Origin of the sequence: Frigoribacterium sp. PhB118 (genome assembly GCF_003751725.1) — a bacterium.
In the GTDB taxonomy this organism is placed as follows: Bacteria; Actinomycetota; Actinomycetes; order Actinomycetales; family Microbacteriaceae; genus Frigoribacterium.
In genome coordinates this window covers 1-22583 of record NZ_RKID01000005.1, presented here as the reverse complement: position 1 = coordinate 22583, position 22583 = coordinate 1, and the positions used below count along the sequence as shown (strand labels likewise).

At 69.5% G+C, this 22583-nt stretch carries 23 protein-coding genes; 22 read left to right on the top strand and 1 reads right to left on the bottom strand.

The window, feature by feature from the left end; translation table 11 throughout:
* The first annotated feature begins 9 nt into the window (after positions 1-9).
* Positions 10-756, top strand: a complete 747-nt coding sequence (priA, locus tag EDF21_RS13945) for a bifunctional 1-(5-phosphoribosyl)-5-((5-phosphoribosylamino)methylideneamino)imidazole-4-carboxamide isomerase/phosphoribosylanthranilate isomerase PriA (protein WP_123571776.1) — start codon at positions 10-12, stop codon at positions 754-756.
* The gene (locus tag EDF21_RS13940; RefSeq protein WP_123571775.1) at positions 756-1559 is read left to right on the top strand and encodes an SseB family protein; all 804 of its coding nucleotides are present in this window, start codon (positions 756-758) and stop codon (positions 1557-1559) included. Before priA ends, EDF21_RS13940 begins: the two co-directional genes overlap by 1 nt.
* Positions 1560-1616: 57 nt before the next feature.
* Here EDF21_RS13940 and EDF21_RS13935 read toward each other — a convergent pair whose 3' ends face one another.
* A complete protein-coding gene (locus EDF21_RS13935) occupies positions 1617-1949 on the bottom strand; it encodes a DUF1844 domain-containing protein (RefSeq protein ID WP_043596743.1) in 333 nt (110 codons plus the stop codon).
* A gap of 378 nt (positions 1950-2327) precedes the next feature.
* On the opposite strand from EDF21_RS13935, the gene infC reads away from it, so the two are divergent.
* The 20 genes from infC to tyrS all read left to right on the top strand — a co-directional run bounded on the left by infC (position 2328) and on the right by tyrS (position 21961).
* Entirely contained in the window at positions 2328-2978 is a 651-nt protein-coding gene (gene infC / locus EDF21_RS13930) for a translation initiation factor IF-3 (RefSeq protein ID WP_082060163.1), read from the top strand.
* Positions 2979-2981: 3 nt separating this feature from the next.
* Positions 2982-3176, top strand: coding sequence for a 50S ribosomal protein L35 (rpmI, locus tag EDF21_RS13925; RefSeq protein ID WP_043596704.1), 195 nt, complete (start codon positions 2982-2984; stop codon positions 3174-3176).
* Between the two features lie 30 nt (positions 3177-3206).
* Positions 3207-3593 carry a 50S ribosomal protein L20 gene (rplT, locus tag EDF21_RS13920; protein ID WP_043596706.1) on the top strand — a complete coding sequence of 129 codons (387 nt, stop codon included), beginning with the start codon at positions 3207-3209 and terminating at the stop codon, positions 3591-3593.
* 125 nt (positions 3594-3718) lie between these two features.
* Positions 3719-4519: an RNA methyltransferase gene (locus EDF21_RS13915; RefSeq protein WP_123571886.1), complete on the top strand. Its 801-nt coding sequence runs from the start codon at positions 3719-3721 to the stop codon at positions 4517-4519.
* A 129-nt stretch (positions 4520-4648) separates the two neighbouring features.
* Positions 4649-5386: an amino acid ABC transporter ATP-binding protein gene (locus EDF21_RS13910; RefSeq protein ID WP_043596708.1), complete on the top strand. Its 738-nt coding sequence runs from the start codon at positions 4649-4651 to the stop codon at positions 5384-5386.
* Between the two features lie 103 nt (positions 5387-5489).
* Complete coding sequence (locus EDF21_RS13905) at positions 5490-6353, top strand: glutamate ABC transporter substrate-binding protein (protein WP_056048049.1); 864 nt, start codon at positions 5490-5492, stop codon at positions 6351-6353.
* Positions 6354-6428: 75 nt separating this feature from the next.
* The gene (locus tag EDF21_RS13900) at positions 6429-7097 is read left to right on the top strand and encodes an amino acid ABC transporter permease (protein ID WP_043596711.1); all 669 of its coding nucleotides are present in this window, start codon (positions 6429-6431) and stop codon (positions 7095-7097) included.
* Positions 7094-8011: an amino acid ABC transporter permease gene (locus tag EDF21_RS13895; RefSeq protein WP_082452458.1), complete on the top strand. Its 918-nt coding sequence runs from the start codon at positions 7094-7096 to the stop codon at positions 8009-8011. Before EDF21_RS13900 ends, EDF21_RS13895 begins: the two co-directional genes overlap by 4 nt.
* Positions 8012-8105: 94 nt before the next feature.
* Positions 8106-9146, top strand: a complete 1041-nt coding sequence (gene pheS, locus EDF21_RS13890) for a phenylalanine--tRNA ligase subunit alpha (protein ID WP_056048045.1) — start codon at positions 8106-8108, stop codon at positions 9144-9146.
* On the top strand, positions 9146-11656 hold the full coding sequence (gene pheT, locus EDF21_RS13885; RefSeq protein WP_123571774.1) for a phenylalanine--tRNA ligase subunit beta: 2511 nt from the start codon (positions 9146-9148) through the stop codon (positions 11654-11656). Before pheS ends, pheT begins: the two co-directional genes overlap by 1 nt.
* A gap of 59 nt (positions 11657-11715) precedes the next feature.
* Entirely contained in the window at positions 11716-12765 is a 1050-nt protein-coding gene (argC, locus tag EDF21_RS13880; protein ID WP_123571773.1) for an N-acetyl-gamma-glutamyl-phosphate reductase, read from the top strand.
* Positions 12762-13919 (top strand): bifunctional glutamate N-acetyltransferase/amino-acid acetyltransferase ArgJ, encoded by a 1158-nt coding sequence (gene argJ, locus EDF21_RS13875; RefSeq protein WP_123571772.1) that lies wholly within the window; start codon positions 12762-12764, stop codon positions 13917-13919. Before argC ends, argJ begins: the two co-directional genes overlap by 4 nt.
* The gene (gene argB / locus EDF21_RS13870) at positions 13919-14965 is read left to right on the top strand and encodes an acetylglutamate kinase (RefSeq protein ID WP_123571771.1); all 1047 of its coding nucleotides are present in this window, start codon (positions 13919-13921) and stop codon (positions 14963-14965) included. The genes argJ and argB overlap by 1 nt, the downstream gene beginning before the upstream one ends.
* Before the next feature lie 2 nt (positions 14966-14967).
* Positions 14968-16164 carry an acetylornithine transaminase gene (locus EDF21_RS13865; RefSeq protein ID WP_123571770.1) on the top strand — a complete coding sequence of 399 codons (1197 nt, stop codon included), beginning with the start codon at positions 14968-14970 and terminating at the stop codon, positions 16162-16164.
* Positions 16161-17081: an ornithine carbamoyltransferase gene (gene argF / locus EDF21_RS13860; RefSeq protein ID WP_123571769.1), complete on the top strand. Its 921-nt coding sequence runs from the start codon at positions 16161-16163 to the stop codon at positions 17079-17081. The genes EDF21_RS13865 and argF overlap by 4 nt, the downstream gene beginning before the upstream one ends.
* A 55-nt stretch (positions 17082-17136) precedes the next feature.
* Positions 17137-18339: an argininosuccinate synthase gene (locus EDF21_RS13855; protein WP_056048027.1), complete on the top strand. Its 1203-nt coding sequence runs from the start codon at positions 17137-17139 to the stop codon at positions 18337-18339.
* Complete coding sequence (argH, locus tag EDF21_RS13850) at positions 18336-19802, top strand: argininosuccinate lyase (protein ID WP_123571768.1); 1467 nt, start codon at positions 18336-18338, stop codon at positions 19800-19802. Before EDF21_RS13855 ends, argH begins: the two co-directional genes overlap by 4 nt.
* Entirely contained in the window at positions 19799-19936 is a 138-nt protein-coding gene (locus EDF21_RS16915; RefSeq protein ID WP_173152279.1) for a hypothetical protein, read from the top strand. Before argH ends, EDF21_RS16915 begins: the two co-directional genes overlap by 4 nt.
* Positions 19937-19967: 31 nt before the next feature.
* Complete coding sequence (locus EDF21_RS13845) at positions 19968-20612, top strand: DNA-3-methyladenine glycosylase (protein WP_199736386.1); 645 nt, start codon at positions 19968-19970, stop codon at positions 20610-20612.
* A 110-nt stretch (positions 20613-20722) separates the two neighbouring features.
* A complete protein-coding gene (gene tyrS / locus EDF21_RS13840) occupies positions 20723-21961 on the top strand; it encodes a tyrosine--tRNA ligase (protein ID WP_123571885.1) in 1239 nt (412 codons plus the stop codon).
* Positions 21962-22583: the final 622 nt, after the last annotated feature.

The following is a 22583-nucleotide window of genomic DNA, read 5'->3' as shown; positions in this document are numbered from 1 at the left end:
AGAGACGACATGAGCGAGTTCTGCACCACCCCCGCCCTGACCCTGTTCCCCGCCGTCGACGTGGCGGGCGGTCAGGCCGTGCGCCTGACCCAGGGTGAGGCCGGCAGCGAGACGAACTACGGCGACCCGGTCTCGGCAGCCGACGACTGGGCGAGCCAGGGCGCCGAATGGCTGCACCTGGTCGACCTCGACGCCGCCTTCGGGCGCGGAGACAACCGCGCCGTCATCAAGAGGGTCATCAAGCAGGTCAAGGGCGTCAACGTCGAGCTCAGCGGTGGCATCCGCGACGACAAGTCCCTCGAGGACGCGTTGAGCACCGGCGTGAAGCGCATCAACCTCGGCACCGCGGCCCTCGAGAACCCCCAATGGGCCGCCCACGTCATCGCCGAGTACGGCGAGGCGGTGGCCGTCGGGCTGGACGTCCGGGGCACCACGCTGGCGGCGCGGGGTTGGACCGAAGAGGGCGGCGATCTCTGGACCGTCCTCGCCCGGCTCGAAGAGGCCGGCTGTGCGCGGTACGTCGTGACCGACGTGACGAAGGACGGCACGCTCCAAGGCCCCAACGTCGACCTGTTGCGTCGGGTGATGGAGCACACCGATCGTCCGGTGATCGCCTCGGGGGGCATCTCGAGCCTCGACGACCTCGTGGCCCTGCGTGAGCTCGTGCCGCAGGGGCTCGAGGGCGCCATCGTCGGCAAGGCGCTCTACTCGGGAGCCTTCACCCTCGGCGCAGCCCTCGACGTCGCGTCGAACTGATGGCGACCGCGCCGGGCGGACCGGGGCACGCACACGACGATCCCGGTCCCGGCGGAGACAGTGCCGGGCGGCCGTGGGCCGGGCGCACCTTCGACCATCACGACACGGCGCACGCCGGAGACGACGGGTCCGCCGACCCGGTCCTGCTCGACGCCCTCCTCGGGTTCCGCGAGGGGCGGCTCGGAGAGAGCGACGTCGTCGACGCCCTCCGTCCGGCGCGCCTGCTCGTGCCGCTGGTCGCCGTGGCGGGGGACGAAGGTCTCGACGACCACGGTCGCCGTGTCGACAAGACGCAGGAGCTCTCCATCGTCACGGTCTCGGGTCCGGATGGCCGGGACGTGTTGCCGGCCTTCACCTCGGTCGAGACCTTGACGCGGTGGCGCCCCGCTGCCCGACCGGTGCCGGTGGAGGCTCGGCGCGTGGCCCTCGCGGCCGCCTCGGAGTCGACCGACCGCATCGTGGTCGACCCCGGATCGATCACCGAGTTCGGTCTGCGTCGTCCGGCCGTCTGGGCCGTCGCGCAAGACCTCCCGTGGGTGCCGAGCCACCATGACGAAGACGTCCTGCGCGCGTTCCTCGACGCGTCACGTGACGAGGAGGCGCTGGTCAGCCTGGTCGTCGCGCCCGGCTATCGAGACGCCCGGCTCGGTGCCCCCGAGATCGTCGTCCAGCTGGGCGTGGCGCCGGGTCTGGACCGCGACGCCCTGCACGCGCTGCTGCAGCGACTGCAGGCGGCCTGGGCCGCAGATCCGGTGATCGCCGACCGGGTCGACAGCATGTCGGTGAAGGTCGTCCCGGGCTGAGGAAGAGCCGTCCGTCAGGGTGCCGGAGCCGGACGCGCGGTTCGGGGGACGCGCGGTTCAGTTGACGGGGCCGGTGTACTTCTCGCCGGGGCCCTGGCCGATCGCGTCGGGGATGGCCGACGCTTCACGGAAGGCGAGTTGCAGCGACCGCAGGCCGTCGCGGAGCGCCCGGGCGTGCTGGTCGCCGATCTCGGGTGCGCTGGCGGTCACGAGTCCGGCGAGGGAGGTGATGAGCTTGCGGGCCTCGTCGAGGTCGGTCTGTCGCTGCGGATCGTCGGCCAGGCCGACCTTCACCGCGGCGGCGCTCATCAGGTGGACGCAGACGGTGTTGATGACCTCGACCGCGTTGACGTCGGCGATGTCACGGGCGGCGTCGTCACCGAAGTGCAGATCGTCCTCGAACCGCGCCGTCGCGGGGGAGGTGTCGGGCGACGTGGCCGGTGCCGGATCGCCGAAGCGGGCATCGGGAATGGGTGCGTCGTCGGGGGAGTGGCTCACGAACTGATCCTCTGCTAAACTCGTCCAGGCTCGGAGCGTCTGCTCCGTGCGAAAGTGGAGATTCTCCCACCCGCGCTTGACCGTTAGACAAGGTTACCGGGTTGTTGGCACCCCGTTCGATCAGCACCACCGTTCCACCTCGGTCCTCGTCAGAGGCCTCGGGCAGACGGCGACCGAGCAGCCAGGGTGCGGTGTGATGTGTCGTCAGACGGTGCCCGCACGAAACTCCTCTTTCTCTGGTGAGGCCGTCCGGCCCCGCCAGATGCAGAAATGACGACAGAGGAGTTCCGCATCAGCGATCCCCGTACGAACGACCGTATCCGCGTCCCCGAGGTCCGCCTCGTCGGGCCCGCAGGTGAGCAGATCGGCGTCGTTCCCATCGCCATGGCCCTGCGTCTCGCCGCAGAGGCCGAGCTCGACCTGGTCGAGGTGGCCCCCAACTCGAAGCCTCCCGTGGCCAAGATCATGGATCACGGAAAGTTCAAGTACGAGGCTGCGCAGAAGGCGAAAGAAGCCCGTCGCAACCAGGCGAACACGATCCTCAAAGAGGTCCGTTTCCGCCTGAAGATCGACAAGCACGACTACGAGACGAAGCGCAAGCGCGCCGAGGGCTTCCTCCAGGGCGGCGACAAGGTCAAGGCCATGATCCTGTTCCGTGGTCGCGAGCAGTCGCGTCCCGACCAGGGTGTCCGCCTGCTCCAGCGCTTCGCCGAAGACGTCTCCGAGTGGGGCAGCGTCGAGTCGACGCCCACCATCGACGGCCGCAACATGGTGATGGTCATCGGCCCGCACAAGAACAAGTCCGAGGCCAAGGCCGAGGCAGAAGCTCGCAAGGCGGCCAACAAGCCGCCGAAGCACCCGACGTCCGACGAGGTCCCGGCCGACGCACCGGCCGAGCGACCGACAGAAGAAAGTAAGTAAGACATGCCCAAGCAGAAGACCCACTCCGGCGCCAAGAAGCGCTTCAAGGTCACCGGTTCCGGCAAGATCATGAAGCAGCAGGCTGGCATGCGCCACAACCTTGAGGTGAAGAGCGCCAAGCGCAAGGCTCGCCTGAACCAGGACCAGGTGCTCGCTCCCGCCGACGCCAAGGTCGCCAAGAAGCTTCTCGGTCACTGACCGCTGACACGAACATAGAGGAACAAGAAAATGGCAAGAGTCAAGAGAGCGGTCAACGCCGCCAAGAAGCGTCGCGTCATCCTCGAGCGTGCCGAGGGTTACCGCGGTCAGCGTTCGCGCCTGTACCGCAAGGCCAAAGAGCAGGTCACGCACTCGCTCGTCTACTCGTACCGTGACCGTCGTGCGCGCAAGGGCGAGTTCCGTCGTCTGTGGATCCAGCGCATCAACGCCGCGTCGCGTGCGAACGGCCTGACCTACAACCGCCTCATCCAGGGTCTGTCCCTGGCCGGCGTCGAGGTCGACCGTCGCATCCTGGCCGAGCTGGCCGTCAACGAGCCCGCCACGTTCGCGTCGCTCGTCGCCACCGCCAAGGCCGCGCTGCCCGCCGACACCTCGGCCCCCAAGGTCGCCGCGTAGTCGCACCCGCACCACCCTCGAGGCCCGACGGCCCGACACCCACCCCGGTGTCGCCGTCGGGTCTCGTGCGTCCGCGGCAGGCGGTGGTCCTCGTGCGGCATCATGGACGGGTGCCCCACGACTCCCTGCTCGACAATCCCCGTTCACCCCGAGTCCGGGCGGTGGCCAAGCTCTCGAAGCGCGACGCTCGCACCGAGACCCGCACGTTCCTGCTCGAAGGGCCGCAGTCGGTCGGTGAGGCCCTGGCCTTCCGGCCCGAGCTGATCGTCGAACTCTTCGGCACCCCGACGGCTCTCGAGCGTTACCCCGAGGTGGCGGTCGCCGCCGAGGCGGAGGGCATCGACGTCCAGTTCGTCACCGAGCCGGTGCTCGAGGCCATGGCCGACACGGTCACGCCACAGGGCATCGTCGCCGTCTGTCGGCAGTTCCCCACGTCGGTCAAGGACGTCTTCGCCGCCGAGCCGAAGCTCGTCGTGATCCTCGAGGAAGTCCGCGACCCCGGCAACGCGGGCACCATCATCCGGGCCGCGGACGCCGCGGGTGCCGACGCCGTCATCATGACCGGTCGCAGCGTCGACCTCTACAACCCCAAGGTCGTCCGGTCCACGACGGGTTCGCTTTTCCACGTGCCGGTCGCCGTGGGCGTCGAGTTGCCGGCGATCGTCGACCGGTGTCGTGAGATCGGCCTCCAGGTGCTCGCCGCCGACGTCAAGGGAGACGACCTGCTCGCCGCCCGCACCGAGGGCGTGCTCGCCGAGCCGACCGCCTGGCTCTTCGGCAACGAGGCCCGAGGTCTCACCGACGCCGATCTCGCGCGTGCCGACCGCGCCCTGGTCGTGCCCATCTACGGTCACGCCGAATCGATGAACCTCGCGACGGCGGCCTCGGTGTGCCTCTACGAGAGCGCCTTCGCCCACCGCAGCTAGCGCCTCCTCGTCCCGCAGGAGGCGCGGGTCGGGCCGTGCGCTCTCGTCGCGGTGGGACGCGTCGTTTCGTTTTCATTAAGAATCCACTGTGAATTTGACCCCGACCTGGGGGTCTGTTTGTGTGGGCGCATGGAACCCCTCGTCGTGGTCGACCACGTCAACAAGCACTTCGGTGACCTCCACGTCCTGAAGGACATCACCACGACGGTGGGCAAGGGTGAGGTGGTCGTCGTGATCGGCCCAAGCGGTTCGGGCAAGTCGACCCTCTGCCGGGCGATCAACCGCCTCGAGACCATCGACGACGGCGTCATCACGATCGACGGCACGCGTCTGCCCGAAGAAGGTGCGGCTCTCGCCCGCCTCCGCGCCGACGTCGGCATGGTGTTCCAGAGCTTCAACCTCTTCTCGCACAAGACCATCCTCGAGAACGTCATGCTGGGCCAGCTCAAGGTGCGGAAGCGCACCAAGGCCGAGGCGCGCGAGCGGGCGATGCAGTTGCTCGAGCGGGTCGGCGTCGCGAACCAGGCCGACAAGATGCCGTCCCAGCTCTCGGGCGGGCAGCAGCAGCGTGTCGCGATCGCCCGGGCACTGGCGATGGACCCCAAGGTGATGCTCCTGGACGAGCCCACCAGCGCACTCGACCCCGAGATGATCACCGAGGTGCTCGACGTCATGGTGCAGCTCGCGAAGGACGGCATGACGATGATCGTCGTCACCCACGAGATGGGGTTCGCGCGCAAGGCCGCCGATCGCGTCGTCTTCATGGCCGACGGTCAGATCGTCGAAGAGGCGACGCCCGAGAAGTTCTTCACCGACCCCCAGTCGACCCGCGCCCAGGACTTCCTCGCGAAGATCCTCACGCACTGAGCGGGCGCGGCCGAGTCCGCGACCCGTTCCCCGGCACCCGAACAGCCGGCCCACGACACCCGATCGCCGCCCGGCGTCCGGGTCACCCAGCAAGGAGATCAGAATGCGACTCAGCAAGGGATTCGTCGCCGTAGCCGCAGCAGCCGCCGTGGTCCTCGGCCTCTCGGCCTGCACCGACTCGTCGGCCCCGGCCGTCGACGTCGAGACGCCGGCCGACTTCGCCGAAGGCAGCACCATGGCCCGCCTCGCCGACGCCGGTGAGATCACCATCGGCACCAAGTTCGACCAGCCGCTGTTCGGCCTGGCCAACCCCGACGGCGTGCCCGAGGGCTTCGACGCCGAGATCGGCAAGCTCGTCGCCGCGAAGCTCGGCATCGAAGCCGACAAGATCACGTGGGTCGAGACCGTCTCGGCCAACCGCGAGCCGTTCATCCAGAACGGCCAGGTCGACCTCGTCATCGCGACCTACACGATCAACGACGATCGCAAGAAGGTCGTCTCGTTCGCCGGCCCGTACTACACGGCTGGTCAAGACCTGCTCGTGCTCGACGGCAACCCCGAGGGGATCGAGTCCGCCGACGACCTGGCCGGCAAGAAGGTCTGCACCGTCAGCGGCTCGACCAGCGAGAAGAACGTGGCCGAGTACACCACCGACATCCTCGCCACCGACACGTACTCGAACTGCCTCGAGCCCCTCCGCACCGGTGCGGTGTCGGCCGTGACGACCGACAACGTCATCCTGGCCGGCCTCGCCGACCAGAACGAGGGCGAGTTCGAGGTCGTGGGGGAGACCTTCACCGAGGAGCCCTACGGCATCGGTCTGGCCCTCGACGACACCGACTTCCGCATGTTCGTCAACGACACGCTCCAGGACGCCGAGGACGACGGCACCTGGGACGAGCTGTGGGAGAAGACCGCGGGCAAGGTGCTCGACACCCCGACGCCCCCCACGATCGACCGCTACTGACACCGCGCGGGCACCCGGGGCGACCAGCCCCGGGTGCCCGCGTCCTGCCCCGACCGAAGGACCCTGTTGAACCCCTTGGACGTCATCCCCGGCTTCGACGCCGTGACCGACAACTGGCCCCGCTTCTGGGACGGCTTCGTCACGACGCTCCAGCTGCTCGTTCTGTCGGGCCTCGGGGCCCTCGTGATCGGTTTCTTCGTCGCGGCACTGCGCATCTCGCCCGTGGCGTCCTTCCGCACGTTCGCGACGGTCTACACCGAGGCGCTGCGCAACATCCCGCTCACGCTCGTGCTCTTCTTCTGCGCCTTCGTCCTGCCGTACCTCGGAGTCGACTTCGGCACGTACTTCCCGTTGGCCGTCATCGGCTTGACCGCGTACACCTCGCCGTTCGTCGCGGAGGCCATCCGGTCGGGCATCAACGGCGTCCCCGTCGGGCAGGCCGAGGCGGCCCGCAGCATCGGCCTCGGCTTCGGCCAGACGCTCGGCCACGTGATCCTCCCGCAGGCCATGCGCATGGTCGTGCCCCCGCTGATCAACGTCTTCATCGCCCTCACCAAGAACACCTCGGTGGCCGGTGGTTTCTTCGTGGCCGAACTCTTCGCCGCGGGACGCTACATCGCGAACGATCGCGGTGACGCCGTCATCACCACGCTGCTCGCCGTGGCGTTCTTCTACCTGCTCGTCACCATCACGCTCGGCCGTCTCGCCGCCGTGGTCGAGAAGAAGGTCGCAGTCCTCCGATGAGCACCTCCGTCCTCTACGACGCCCCGGGGCCGAGGGCCCGCCGCACCTCGCGGATCATCTCGGTGGTCGGCGTCGTGCTCGTCCTGGCCCTGGTCGCCTACCTCGTCTACCTCCTCGGACGCCCCCGCATCAGCGCGAACGGTGCCGAGAGTCCCGGCGTGCTCGACGCGTCGCGGTGGGACATCCTCGGTGACCTCGCGCTCTGGCGGGCGATCGGTCGGGGTTGGTTGGCGACCATCCAGGCCGCGGCCGTCGCGTCGGTCCTCGCGGTGGTCATCGGCGTCCTCTTCTCGTTCCTCCGGACGGCGCGGTCCGCCTGGGTGCGCGTCCCCACGACGGTGCTGCTCGAGTTCTTCCGCGGCATGCCCGTCCTGCTGATGATGCTGTTCATCCTGTTGGTCTTCTCGACCGGGGCCTTCTGGGCCGTGGTCGCGGCGCTGGCGGTCTACAACGGGGCGCTCATCGGCGAGGCGCTGCGCGCGGGCATCGCCTCGCTGCCGCGGGGGCAACGCGAGGCCGGCCTCGCGATCGGGCTCACCCCGATCCGCACGCGCTTCGCCATCGAGTTCCCCCAGGCCTTCCGTCAGATGCTGCCGATCATCCTGGCCCAGCTCGTCGTCCTCTTGAAGGACACCTCGCTCGGCTACATCGTCGGCTACGTCGAACTGACCCGGAGCGGTCTCACGCGTCTGGGCACCTACTACGGCAGCACGTACACGTTCACCCTCTTCGCGGTCGTCCTCGTCGTCTACCTCGCCACGAACCTCCTGCTCTCGTGGGTCGTCCGCGTCGTCGACCGACGGACGGGGCGGCGTGCGGTCGTCGCCAAGCGCCCGGGCACGCCGAAGGACCCGGGCATGTTCGGACGCGGTGGCCGCTACGAGTCCGACCACGTGTCGGGCCGCGCGACCTGACCCGGTCCGTCCACCCGATCCCAGCCCGCGCCTCCTCGTCCGTCACGACCAGGAGGCGCGGGTCGCCTCCCAACGATCGCTAAGCTTGGTTCTCGTGTCAGACTCCGTCCCCCTCTCCGAAGACGCCGTCGCGTCGGCGGTCGACGCCGCCCTCGCGGCGATCGCCACGGCGGCCACCGTCGCCGAGCTCAAGACCGCCCGTGCCCAGCACGTCGGCGAGGCCTCGGTGCTGGCCCGCCTGAACGCCGGTCTGCGCGATCTGCCGAACGACCAGAAGGCCGCGGCGGGCAAGCTCGTCGGTCAGGCCCGGGGCCGGGTCGGTCAGGCCGTCGCCACGCGCGAGGCCGAGTTGGCCGTGATCGAGGAGTCCGCGCGGCTCGAGGCCGAGGCCGTCGACGTCACGGCTCTGCCGTCGCGCCGTCGTGCCGGAGCCCGCCACCCCTTGACCTTGCTGCAAGAGCGCATGGCCGACCTGTTCGTCGGCATGGGGTGGGAGGTCAACGAGGGCCCCGAACTCGAGCACGAGTGGTTCAACTTCGACGCCCTGAACTTCGACGCCGACCACCCGGCCCGAGCCATGCAGGACACGTTCTTCGTCGACCCCGTCGACCGTCACCTGGTGTTGCGCACGCACACGTCGCCGGTGCAGATCCGCACGCTCCTCTCGAAAGAGCTGCCGGTCTACAACGTCGCGCTGGGCCGGGTGTTCCGCACCGACGAGCTCGATGCGACGCACACGCCCGTCTTCACCCAGCTCGAGGGCATCGCCGTCGACGAGGGCCTCACCATGGCGCACCTGCGCGGAACCCTCGAGCACCTCGCCCGCTCGATGTTCGGCGCCGAGGCGCAGATCCGGCTGCGCCCCAACTACTTCCCCTTCACCGAGCCCAGCGCCGAGATGGACGTCTGGCAGCCGAACGCCAAGGGCGGCGCACGGTGGGTCGAGTGGGGCGGTTGCGGGATGGTCAACCCGAACGTGCTGCGGGCGGCCGGCATCGACCCCGAGCGCTACCAGGGTTTCGCCTTCGGCATGGGCATCGAGCGCACCCTCCAGTTCCGCAACGACCTCAACGACATGCGCGACATGGTCGAGGGTGACGTCAGGTTCAGCGAGCAGTTCGGGATGGTGGTCTGATGCGGGTTCCGCTGAGTTGGCTCGGTGAGTTCGTCGAGTTGCCGGGCGACGTGTCGCTCGAGAGCGTCCACGCCGCCCTCGTGTCGGTCGGGTTCGAAGAAGAAGACGTCCACGTCGGCGACGTGACCGGGCCCCTCGTGGTCGGTCAGGTGCTCGAGTTCACGCCCGAGCCGCAGAAGAACGGCAAGACGATCAACTGGTGCCAGGTCGCCGTGGGCCCGAACGCCTCGACCGAGCCCGATGACGTCCGCGGCATCGTCTGCGGTGCCCACAACTTCGTCGTCGGCGACAAGGTCGTCGTGTCGTTGCCCGGTGCGGTTCTGCCCGGGCCGTTCCCGATCGCCGCCCGCAAGACCTACGGGCACGTCTCCGACGGCATGATCGCCTCGTCCCGCGAGCTCGGCCTCGGCGACGAGCACGACGGCATCCTCGTCCTCTCGTCGCTCGGTCTCGATCCCGAGGTCGGCACGGACGCGATCGCGCTGCTCGGCCTCGACGAGGCCGCGGTCGAGATCAACGTGACGCCCGACCGCGGCTACGCCTTCAGCATCCGGGGGGTGGCCCGCGAGTACTCGCACGCCACCGGGGCGACCTTCCGCGACCCCGCGTCGCTCGTCTCTCCGACCCCGTCGTCCGGCTTCCCGGTCGTCGTGGACGACCAGGCCCCCGTGCGCGACCGGGTCGGCGTGCAGACCTTCACCACCAAGGTGGTCCGCGGCATCGACGCGACCGGTCCGACCCCTCCGTGGCTCGCGTCGCGCTTGCGGTTGGCGGGGGTCCGCAGCATCTCGCTGCCGGTCGACGTCACGAACTACGTCATGTTCGAGCTCGGCCAGCCGATCCACGGCTACGACCTCGACAAGGTCAGCGGTGGCCTCTCGGTCCGCCGGGCCGCACCGGGCGAGCGCCTCGAGACCCTCGACGGCCAGGTACGCGACCTGCACGCCGAGGACCTCGTGATCGCCGACGAGTCGGGTGCCGTCGGCCTGGCCGGCGTCATGGGCGGCGCCTCGACCGAGATCGGCGCGACCACGACCGACGTCCTCGTCGAGGCCGCGACCTTCGACCCCACGTCGATCGCCCGCACCGCCCGCCGCCACAAGCTGCCGAGCGAGGCGTCCAAGCGCTTCGAGCGCGGTGTCGACCCGCAGGTGGCCGAGGCAGCCGCCCAGCGCGTGGTCGACCTCCTCGTCGAGCTCGCCGGCGGCACGTCCGACGCGCTCGGGTCACGGTGGGACGCCTCCACCCCTCCCGACACGATCACCCTGCCGGTCGATCGAGCCGCCCGCCTCATGGGCGTCGACTACACGGACGACGAGGTCTCCGGTGCCCTCACGGCCATCGGGGCGAGCGTCGAGCGAGCTGGTGACGACTGGCTCGTGACCCCGCCGACCTGGCGCAGCGACCTGGTCGACTCCGCGTCGCTCGTCGAAGAAGTCGCTCGCATCACGGGTTACGACCGCATCCCCTCCGTCCTGCCCGTCGCCCCGGCCGGTCGTGGGTTGTCGCGCGAGCAGCAGCTGCGTCGGCAGGTGTCGAACGGGCTCGCCGCGGCCGGCTCGACCGAGGTCGCCGCGTACCCGTTCGTCTCCTCGGCCCAGAACCTCGCCTTCGGCTCGGCCGACGGCACCGGGCTGCCCGCCGTCCGACTCGCCAACCCCCTCGACTCGGCGGCGCCCGAACTCCGTCGGTCACTGGTGCCGGGGCTGCTCGAGGTCGCCCGTCGCAACCTCGGTCGCGGTCTCGTCGACCTCTCGGTGTTCGAGGTGGGCACGGTCTTCCTGCCTGACGAGGGCGTCGTCTACGGCAGCGACGAGGTCCCCTTCGGGGCCGCCCGCCCCGACGACGCCACGCTGGGCGCCCTCGCCGACGCCCTGCCGCTCCAGCCGCGACACCTCGGCCTCCTGACGGTCGGCACGGTCGTCGATCGCGCCCCTGGGCAATCCGCCGTCCCGGCGTCCCTCGCCGACGTGCTCGACGCCGTGCGCGTCGCGGCGTCGGCCGTGGCCGCCGAGGTCACCTTCCGACAGGCCCGGCACGTCTCGCTGCACCCGGGCCGCACGGCCGAGGTGCTCGTCGGCGACGAGGTCGTGGGCATCGCGGGCGAGCTGCTGCCCAGCGTGGCAGCCGAGCTCGACCTGCCCCGGGTGGTCGCCGTGGCCGAGCTCGACCTCGACCGCCTGATCGACCTCGCCGTCGCCGAGCCGGCCACCTCGGCCCTCTCGTCCTACCCCGCGGCGACCCAAGACCTCTCCCTCGTGGTGGGCGTCGACGTCCCCGCGGGCGACGTGCTCGCGACCGTGCGCGAGGGTGCGGGCCAACTGCTCGAGACGGTCCGGCTTGTCGACGACTACCGAGGTGCCGGGTTGCCCGACGCGACGAAGTCGCTCACCTTCGCCCTGCGCTTCCGGGCCGGAGACCGCACCCTCACCGCCGCCGAGGCCTCCGAGGCCAAGTCCGGCTCCGTCCGCCTGGCCGGCGAGCGATTCGGGGCGGCGCTCCGCGACTGACACTCGCCCGGCGCCGCCGCCCCTGATCCCAGGCCGAATTCGAACATTAGGGTGGACGCATGCCTTTCTCCGTTGCCGTGGCCGGCGCGAGTGGTTACGCCGGTGGTGAGCTCCTGCGCTTGCTGGCCGAGCATCACGACTTCGAGGTGCAGACCGTCACCGCGTTCCAGAACGCCGGTCAGCCACTCCTCGCGGTCCAGCCGCACCTGCGCTCGTTGGCGCACCTGACCCTGGTCGACACGACGCCCGAAGCCCTCTCGGGGCACGACGTCGTGTTCCTCGCCCTGCCCCACGGCAAGTCGGGGGCGATCACCGCCCAGTTGCCCGACGACACGCTCGTCGTCGACTGTGGTGCCGACCACCGGCTGACCGACGAATCCGCCTGGCAGGCGTTCTACGGTGGCGAGTTCTACGGAGCCTGGTCGTACGGCCTGCCCGAACTCGTCCTCGGTGACACCCCGGATCGCCAGCGCGACGTCCTGGTCGGGGCCAAGCGCATCGCGGTGCCCGGCTGCAACGTCACCGCGGTGACCCTGGGGCTGGCCCCCGGCGTCCAGGCGGGCGTCGTCGAGACCGCCGACATCGTGACCGTGCTGGCCGTCGGTCCGTCCGGGGCGGGCAAGGCGCTCAAGACCCACCTGTTGGCCAGCGAGTTGATGGGGTCGGCGTCGGCCTACGGGGTGGGCGGCAGCCACCGGCACATCCCCGAGATCCAGCAGAACCTCCGGGTGGCCGGCGCGACGGAGGTGAACGTCTCGTTCACCCCGGTGCTCGTGCCGATGGCGCGGGGCATCCTCGCCACGACGACGGCGCGTCTCGCCCCGGGCGTCACCGCCCACGACGTGCGATCCGCCTGGCAGCAGGCCTACGCGAACGAGCCCTTCGTGCACCTGCTGCCGGACGGCGAGTTCCCGCGGACGGCCGACACGATCGGTGCCAACACCGCCCTGATCGGACTCGCCGTCGACGAGGCCGCCGACCGCGTCGTCGTGGTCACCGCCCTCGACAACCTCGTGAAGGGCACGGCCGGTGCCGCCGTCCAGTCCGCCAACATCGCGCTCGGCCTGCCCGAGACCACCGGCCTCGGCCAGAACGGAGTCGCCCCGTGAGCGTCACCGCAGCAGCCGGTTTCGAGGCCTCCGGCGTCGTCGCCGGCCTCAAGAGCTCGGGCGCGCCGGACGTCGCCCTGGTCGTCAACCGAGGTCGCAGCACGGCTGCAGCGGCCGTCTTCACCAGCAACAGGGCCAAGGCGAACCCCGTCCTGTGGTCCCAGCAGGTCATAGCCGACGGTCGCGTCGACGCCGTCGTCCTCAATTCCGGAGGCGCGAACTGCTTCACGGGAGCCTTCGGCTTCCAGACGACGCACTCCACGGCCGAGACCGTGGCCGCCGCCCTCGGCCTGTCGGCGACGGACGTCCTCGTCTGCTCGACGGGCCTCATCGGCGTCGGCGACCAGACCTTCCGCGACAAGGTGCTGAGCGGCTCCACGGCCGCGGCCGACGCCCTGTCGGTCGACGGCGGCCTCGATGCCGCCACGGCGATCATGACGACCGACACCAAGCCCAAGCAGGCCGTCGTCTCGGGTGACGGCTGGGTCGTCGGCGGAATGGCCAAGGGTGCGGGCATGCTCGCCCCCGGACTCGCCACGATGCTCGTCGTGCTCACGACGGACGCCGACGTCGACGCGTCCGGTCTCGATTCCGCACTCCGCGAGGCGACCCGGGTCACCTTCGACCGTCTCGACTCGGACGGCTGCATGTCGACGAACGACACCGTCGTGTTGTTGGCCAGCGCCGAGTCCGGTGTCGCGCCTCCTGCCGGCGACTTCGCGGCGGCGGTCACGGCGCTCTGTGCCGACCTCGCCGAGCAGTTGCAGGCCGACGCCGAGGGTGCCTCGCACGACATCCGCATCGAGATCGTGGGGGCGGCATCCGACGACGACGCCGTCGAGGTGGGCCGTTCGATCGCTCGCAACAACCTCTTCAAGGCAGCCGTCTTCGGCAACGACCCCAACTGGGGCCGCGTGCTCGCCGCCATCGGCACCACGTCGGCCGAGTTCGACCCGTACGACGTCGACGTGACCATCAACGGCGTCCGCGTCTGCCACGCCGGGGCACCCGATCGGCCGAGCGACGACGTCGACCTGACGCCCCGGGCGGTCCACGTGCTCGTCGACCTGAAGACGGGGCCGGTCGAGGCGACCATCCTGACGAACGATCTCACGCACGACTACGTGCACGAGAACAGCGCGTACTCCAGCTGATGGGCGTCCACACGAGCACCGGTGCGACGGCGGCCGACGAGCAGGAGCTCGCGGCGGTCAAGGCCTCGACCCTGATCGAGTCCCTGCCCTGGCTGAAGCGCTTCTCTGGCAAGGTCGTCGTCGTGAAGTTCGGCGGCAACGCCATGGTCGACGACGCCCTCAAGCAGGCGTTCGCCGAGGACATGGTCTACCTGCGGTACGCCGGGTTGCACCCGGTGGTCGTCCACGGCGGGGGGCCACAGATCTCGGCCGCCCTCGACGCCGCCGGCATCGAGAGCGAGTTCCGGGGCGGTTACCGCTACACGTCGACCGAAGCGATCTCGGTCGTGCGCGACGTCCTGGCCGGCGAGGTCAACCGCGAGATCGTCGACCTGATCAACGAGCACGGCGACCTGGCCCGCGGTGTCTCCGGCGAGGGCTCGACCTTGTTCGAGGGTCGCAAGCGCGGTGTCGTGGTCGACGGCGAGACCTTCGACCTGGGACACGTGGGCGACGTGACACACGTCGACCCGTCGTCGGTGCTGGTCGAGATCGAGGCGGGGCGCATCCCCGTGGTGTCGTCGATCGCGACGAACACGATCGATCCCGAGCACGCCCTCAACGTCAACGCCGACGCGGCGGCGGGGGCCCTGGCCATCGCCCTCGGTGCGGCCAAGCTCGTCGTCCTGACCGACGTCGCCGGGCTCTACGCCGACTGGCCGAACCGCGACTCGCTCGTCGAGGCCATCACGGTGTCGGCCCTCACCGACATGCTCCCGACCCTCGAGTCGGGCATGATCCCCAAGATGCGCGCCTGCCTCGACTCGGTCGTCGGTGGCGTCGGAGGAGCGACCATCATCGACGGTCGCATCCCGCACTCGATCCTCCTCGAGGTGTTCACCCAACGCGGGTCGGGCACCGAGGTGGTTCCCGACGACCGGGCGGCGTCGACCGGCGCCCCCGTCGTCACCTCGTTCGGCACCCCCGCCGGCGAGATCGTCACCACCAGGGGCACCGCCCCGGGTGGCCCTGCCGCCAGCGGCACCGACACGAAAGGACAGTCGTGACCATGATCCAGACCCAAGGCGGTACCTGGCAGCGCCGATTCGGCGACTCGATGATGCGTTCGCTGTCCACTCCGAAGGTGATGCTCGACCGCGGCGAGGGCTGCCAGGTCTGGGACGTCGACGGCAAGCGTTACCTCGACTTCCTGGCGGGCATCGCCGTGAACGCCCTCGGACACGCCCACCCGGTGCTCGTCGAGGCGCTCACCGAGCAGGCGAGCAAGCTGATCCACGTCTCCAACTACTTCGCGACGGCCCCGCAGGTCGAGCTCGCCGAACGGCTGACCCGCATCAGCGGCGCCGGCGAGCGTGGGCGCGTCTACTTCGGCAACAGCGGAGCCGAAGCCAACGAGGCCGCGGTCAAACTGGCCCGCCTCAACCGCGGTGACGGCTCGCGCACCCGCATCCTCGCCCTGCAGAACTCGTTCCACGGGCGCACCATGGGCTCGCTCGCGCTGACCGGCAAGCCGGCGCTGCGCGAACCGTTCGAGCCGATGATGCCCGGGGTCGAGCACATCGACACGACCGTCGAGGCACTCGAGGCGGCCCTCGACGGTACGGTGGCCGCCCTGTTCGTCGAGCCGATCAAGGGCGAGGCCGGCGTCGTCGACCTGCCCGAGGGCTACCTCGAGCGTGCCCGCGAACTCACCACGAAGCACGGGGCCCTGCTGATCCTCGACGAGATCCAGACCGGCATCGGCCGGACCGGCTCGTGGTTCGCCTTCCAGCAGCACGACATCGTCCCCGACGCCATCACCGTCGCCAAGGGCATCGCCGGGGGAGTCCCCATCGGCGCGCTCATCACCTTCGGCGACACGTCCGACCTGTTCGAGGCCGGTCAGCACGGCAGCACCTTCGGCGGCAACCCGCTCGCCACCGCCGCGGCCAACGCCGTGCTCGGCGAGATCGAGTCGAGCCAGCTCGTGCTCAACGCGATCGTCCGGGGCGACCAGCTCCGCGCGGCCGTCGAGTCGATCGGTTCGCCGCTCGTCCGCGAGATCCGCGGCAACGGCCTCCTGATCGGCCTGGGGCTGGCGCAGCCCGTCGCGGCGCAGGTCGCCGCCGACGCCCTCGAGGCCGGCCTCATCGTCAACGCCCCCAACGACTCGAGCATCCGTCTCGCGCCTCCCCTGATCGTCGGTGACGACGAGATCGCCGAGTTCACCCAGATCATGACCACCGTCCTGAAAGGCCTCGAATGACCCGCCACTTCCTCCGGGACGACGACCTGACCACCGCCGAGCAGCTCGAGGTGCTCGATCTCGCCGACGAACTCAAGCGCGACCGTTGGTCCCAGCGCCCGCTGGCCGGTCCGCAGACCGTCGCCGTCATCTTCGACAAGTCGTCGACCCGTACCCGGGTCTCCTTCGCGGTCGGCATCGCCGACCTCGGCGGCAGCCCGCTGATCATCGCCACCGCGAACAGCCAGCTCGGCGGCAAGGAGACCCCGTCCGACACGGCGCGCGTGCTCGAGCGCATGGTGTCCGCCATCGTCTGGCGCACCTACGCGCAGTCCGGCCTCGAAGAGATGGCGGCGGGGACGACCGTGCCCGTCGTCAACGCGTTGAGCGACGACTTCCACCCGTGTCAGCTGCTCGCCGACCTGCAGACCATCCGCGAGAAGAAGGGCACGCTCGCCGGCCTCTCGGTGGCCTTCGTCGGTGACGGGCGCTGCAACATGGGCCAGTCGTACCTGCTGGCCTGCGCGACCGCGGGCATGCACGTCCGCATCGGTGCCCCCGAGGGCTTCCTGCCCGACCCGACCGTCGTGGCCGACGCCGAGGCGATCGCCGCGCGGACGGGTGGCTCCGTGCTCGTCACGACCGACGCGGTCGAGGCCGTCGCCGGGGTCGACGTCGTCGTGACCGACACCTGGGTCTCGATGGGCAAGGAGGACGAGAAAGACGAACGGGTCGCCGTCTTCGGATCGTTCAAGGTCGACCAGGCGTTGATGGCCCAGGCCGACCCCGACGCGATCTTCCTGCACTGTCTCCCCGCCGACCGCGGGTACGAGGTCACGGCCGACGTCATCGACGGCCCGACCAGCGTCATCTGGGACGAGGCCGAGAACCGGCTGCACGCCCAGAAGGCTCTGCTCACCTGGCTGTTGGCCCGCTGAGCACCCCCACCACCTCACACACACGTAGCCACACCCACACCACTCAAGGAGAACCATGGCGGAACGCGTCGTCCTCGCATACTCAGGAGGCCTCGACACCTCGGTCGGCATCGGCTGGTTGGCCGATGCCACCGGAAAAGAGGTGGTCGCCCTCGCCGTCGACGTCGGACAGGGCGGAGAGGACATGGAAGACATCCGACAGCGTGCCCTCGACTGCGGTGCGGTCGAATCGGTCGTCGTCGACGCCAAAGAAGAGTTCGGCACCGACTACCTGATGCCGGCCCTCAAGGCCAACGCGCTGTACCAGAAGACCTACCCGCTGGTGTCCGCCCTCAGCCGTCCGCTGATCGCCCGCCACCTGGCGTCGGTCGCGAAGGAACTGGGTGCGAACAGCGTGGCCCACGGGTGCACCGGCAAGGGCAACGACCAGGTCCGCTTCGAGGCGGCCGTCGCGGCCCTCGCCCCCGACCTGACGAGCATCGCCCCGGTCCGTGACCTGGCCCTCACCCGCGACAAGGCGATCGTCTACGCGGAAGAGCACGCCCTTCCCATCCGCCAGAGCGCCAAGAACCCCTACTCGATCGACAAGAACGTCTGGGGCCGCGCGGTCGAGACCGGGTTCCTCGAGGACCCCTGGAACGCTCCCATCGAGGACCTGTACGAGTACACGCAAGACCCGGCCGTCGTCAAGGACGCCGACGAGGTCGTCATCACCTTCGAGGCCGGAGTCCCGACGGCGATCGACGGCGTGGCGTTCACCCCGCTGGGCATCGTCGAGCGCATGAACGAGCTCGCCGGCAAGCACGGCGTCGGCCGCATCGACGTCGTCGAGGACCGGCTCGTCGGCATCAAGAGCCGCGAGGTCTACGAGGCCCCCGGCGCGATGGCGCTGATCGCCGCGCACGAGGCGTTGGAGGCCCTGACCATCGAGCGCGACCTCGGCCGGTACAAGCGTGGAGTCGAGGCCGAGTGGTCCAACCTCGTCTACGACGGCCTGTGGTTCTCGGGTCTCAAGCGGTCGCTCGACGTCTTCATCGACGACACGCAGAAGTACGTGTCGGGCGAGATCCGTCTCAAGCTGCAGGGCGGGCGCGCGGTCGTCACCGGTCAGAAGAGCGACGCGAGCCTCTACGACTTCGACCTCGCGACCTACGACACGGGAGACACCTTCGACCAGTCCCTGTCGAAGGGCTTCATCGAGATCTGGTCGCTGCCCAGCAAGATCTCGGCTCGTCGCGACCTGGCCCACGGGGCGTGACCGACGCGAGCGGGCTCGGCGAAGGGTCGGGCAAGAACGAGCGAGCAGGCGAGGCGGGCGCCCTCTGGGGCGGCCGCTTCGCCTCCGGGCCGTCCGCCGAGCTCGCCGCGCTCAGCAAGTCCACGCAGTTCGACTGGCAGCTGGCCTCGTACGACATCGCCGGGTCGCGGGCACACGCCAGGGCTCTGGCGGCGGCGGGATACCTCGACGCGTCCGAGCTCGAGGCCATGCTGTCGGCGCTCGACCGGCTCGAGTCGGACGTGCTCGACGGCACGTTCACCGCGGCCGAGACCGACGAGGACGTGCACTCCGCCCTCGAGCGGGGCCTCATCGGCATCGCCGGCGCCGAGCTCGGCGGCAAGCTCCGGGCGGGGCGTAGCCGCAACGACCAGATCGCGACGCTGGTGCGCTTGTACCTGCGCGACCACGCCCGCGTCATCGGTCGGCAGGTCGTCGACCTGGTCGACGCGATCGCCGGTCAGGCGACGGCCCACCCGTCGGCCGTGATGCCCGGCCGGACGCACCTCCAGCACGCGCAGCCGGTGCTGTTGGCGCACCACCTCCTCGCCCACGCCTGGCCTCTGGTCCGCGACCTCGAGCGCCTGCGCGACTGGTCGCGTCGGGCCGGTGCTTCGCCGTACGGAGCGGGTGCCCTCGCGGGTAGCTCGCTGGGGCTCGACCCGCTCCTCGTGGCGACCGATCTGGGTTTCGACCGCACGACCGAGAACTCGATCGACGCGACGGCCAGTCGTGACGTCGTGTCGGAGTTCGCGTTCGTCGCGGCGTCCATCGGCATCGACCTCTCGCGGCTGGCCGAAGAGATCATCCTCTGGAACACCCGCGAATTCGGCTTCGTCCGTCTGCACGACGCGTTCTCGACCGGGTCGAGCATCATGCCGCAGAAGAAGAACCCCGACATCGCCGAGCTCGCGCGCGGCAAGTCGGGGCGGCTCATCGGCAACCTGACGGGTCTGCTCGCGACGCTCAAAGGGCTGCCGCTGGCCTACAACCGAGATCTCCAGGAAGACAAGGAGCCGGTGTTCGACTCGGTCAGCCAGCTCGAGGTGTTGCTCCCGGCGTTCACGGGCATGGTGGCGACCCTCGATTTCGACGAGGTCCGCATGGCCGAGCTCGCGCCGCAGGGATTCTCACTCGCGACCGACGTCGCCGAGTGGCTCGTCCGTCAGGGGGTCACGTTCCGCGACGCACACGAGATCAGCGGCGAGCTGGTGCGGTTCTGTGAACAGCACGACCTCGAGCTGCACGAGCCCACCGACGAGCAGTACCGGTCCGTCTCGGCGCATCTCACGCCCGAGATCCGCCCCGTCCTGACGGTCGAGGGCTCGATCGCCAGCCGTCGAGGGGCCGGGGGCACGGCTCCCGAGCGGGTCGCCGAGCAGCTCGCGCAGCTGACCGAGCAGATGCGCCACCTGGTCCGGTCCCTCGCCCCGGCGGCAGCGTGACCCGTCCACGACCGGGCGCTCGCGACGACCGGCCGGCCCGTGCCTGGGTGGTCCCCGTCGTCGTCGCGATCGCCGTGGCGGTGCTCGTCGCCGTCGCGGTGATCGCGGTCGCCAGTGGTCAGCGCTTCTTCTGAACGAGATGATCGCGGTGAGCACGGGGGAGTGGTGACGACGACACCCGACGACGACGTGCTCGCGGCACTGCTGGCCGAACCGGCGCTGGCCGTCGCGCCGCGCCTCCTGGGCTCGGTCTTCTGGTCGGGCGGCGTCGGCATCCGCCTGACCGAGGTCGAGGCGTACCACGGTCAGGGGCAGGACCCCGGCTCGCATGCGCACCGGGGCCGGTCGGCGCGCAACGACAGCATGTTCGAACGCGGCGGAACGCTCTACGTGTACCTGTCCTACGGCATCCACCGCTGCGTCAACATCGTGTGCGGGCCCGAGGGCTTCGCGTCCGGTGTCCTCTTGCGTTCGGGCGAAGTGGTGGCCGGCGTCGACGAGGTCCGGGCGCGTCGGACGACGTCGCGGACGTCGGCCGATCTCGCCCGAGGTCCCGGCCGCCTCGGCTCCGCACTCGGCATGGAGCTCGGCGACGACGGCTCACGCCTCGTCGCCGACACCCCCGGTCAGGAGGCGCGGTTCCGTCTTCGCCTCCCATCCGCACCGGTCGGCCCGATCGCCGCCGGCCCGCGTGTCGGTGTGTCGGGTCACGCCGGTGGCGCCGCGTTCCCGTGGCGGTTCTCGCTCGAGGGTGATCCCTCGGTCTCCCCGTACCGCGCCGCCGTCTCGCGACGACGCGGTGGGGCGTGAAGACGGTGACGGAGGCCGCTGGTACCGTTTCCGACGTGACCAGTGAAACGACTGCAGACGTCCTGGCCGCCCAGAGCAACGACCCCTCGTTCGACGACGTGTGGGACGAGATGCAGTGGCGCGGCCTGGTGCACGTGTCGACCGATGCCGACGCCCTCAAGACCCTTCTCGCCGGTGCGCCGATCACGTACTACTGCGGTTTCGACCCGACGGCCCCCAGCCTCCACCTCGGCAACCTCGTGCAGTTGCTCACCATGCGCCGCCTGCAGCTCGCCGGTCACCGGCCGCTGGGACTCGTGGGCGGGTCCACCGGCCTCATCGGCGATCCACGCCCCACCGCCGAGCGGGTGCTCAAGACGCCCGAGCAGACGGCTGAGTGGGTCGACCGCATCCGCGTCCACGTCGAGAAGTTCCTCTCGCCCGACGGTGACAACGGTCTCCGAGTGGTGAACAACCTCGACTGGACGTCTCCGCTCAGCGCCATCGAGTTCCTGCGCGACATCGGCAAGAACTTCCGCGTCAACACCATGCTCAAGAAAGACGCCGTGGCCGCGCGTCTCAACTCCGACGCCGGCATCAGCTACACCGAGTTCAGCTACCAGATCCTCCAGGGCCTCGACTTCCGCGAGCTCTACCGCAGCTACGACTGCGTCCTGCAGACCGGCGGCAGCGACCAGTGGGGCAACCTCACCAGTGGCACGGAACTCATCCGCCGCACCGAAGGCGTCTCGGTCCACGCGATCGGCACGCCGCTGATCACCAACACCGACGGCACCAAGTTCGGCAAGAGCGAGGGCAACGCGGTCTGGCTCGACGCCGAGTTGACCAGCCCGTACGCGATGTACCAGTTCTGGCTCAACACCGACGACGCCGACGTCGTCCCTCGGCTCAAGGTCTTCACGTTCCTCTCGCGTTCCGAGATCGAGCGGCTCGAGAGCGCCGTCGCCGACGAACCCTTCCGTCGGGAGGCGCAGCGAGCGTTGGCCTGGAACGTCACGTCCCTGGTCCACGGCACCTCGGCCACGCAGTCGGCCATCGACGCAGCCGCGGCCCTCTTCGGACAAGGAGACCTCGCGGTCCTCGACCCGCGGACTCTCGCCAGTGCCATCGCCGAGTTGCCGGCGGCCGAGGCCGATGCGTCGACCACGATCGCTCAGGCGTTGGTAGACACCGGACTCGTCGCGTCGTTGGGTGCCGCCCGCCGGGCAACGGCGGAGGGTGGCGTCTACGTGAACAACACCCGGGTCGAGAACGGTGATGCTCTGGTCGCCGACTCGAGACTCGACGGGGGAGTCGTCGTGCTCCGTCGCGGTAAGAAGACGCTGGCCGGCGTCACCGTCAAGGTCTGACCCCGAATCGACCTCAGGACGACGGAAGCCCGTTCCCTCGTCGAGGGGGCGGGCTTGACGTCATCCCACGGCAAGGAATGCACGCGGCTGGCCATGTCTGCAGGGCTTCAGTCACGCGACACGCCCGGGATGCCCAGACATTTGGAGGTGCGACCGGTGAGCTGTGTAAAGTAATCCGAGTCAGCCCAAAGGTGCGGCGGAACGGCTAGGACAGCGACCAGAAATGGTTCTAATCCGGAGTTCCCCGGCCTCAAGTGGTGACATCCTCCCCGAAGCCAAGTCGTTTACGGCTTGCGATTCGTGTGGTAGGGTTTCAAATCCATCCTCTGGTCAACACCAGGTGCTGTTCCTCAACTTTGAGGGCCGGAAATCGAGTCGTTCCGACTTGGTCCATCAGGATGGTACGGTTCCACAGCAGCTTCGAGCGAGGGTCTTTCCGACCGGGCCTCGAGTGCGTTTGGTCCTTGAGAACTCAACAGCGTGCACATTGTCAAATGCCAAATTATACCCTGGCATTGCTTGTGGCCTCATCTTTGGTGGGGTTGTGAGTGGTGTTTAGGTTTCTTTGAGATTGATGGACAACAACAATCGTCAGATTGTTTTGTTCTTTAGTCAGCATCAA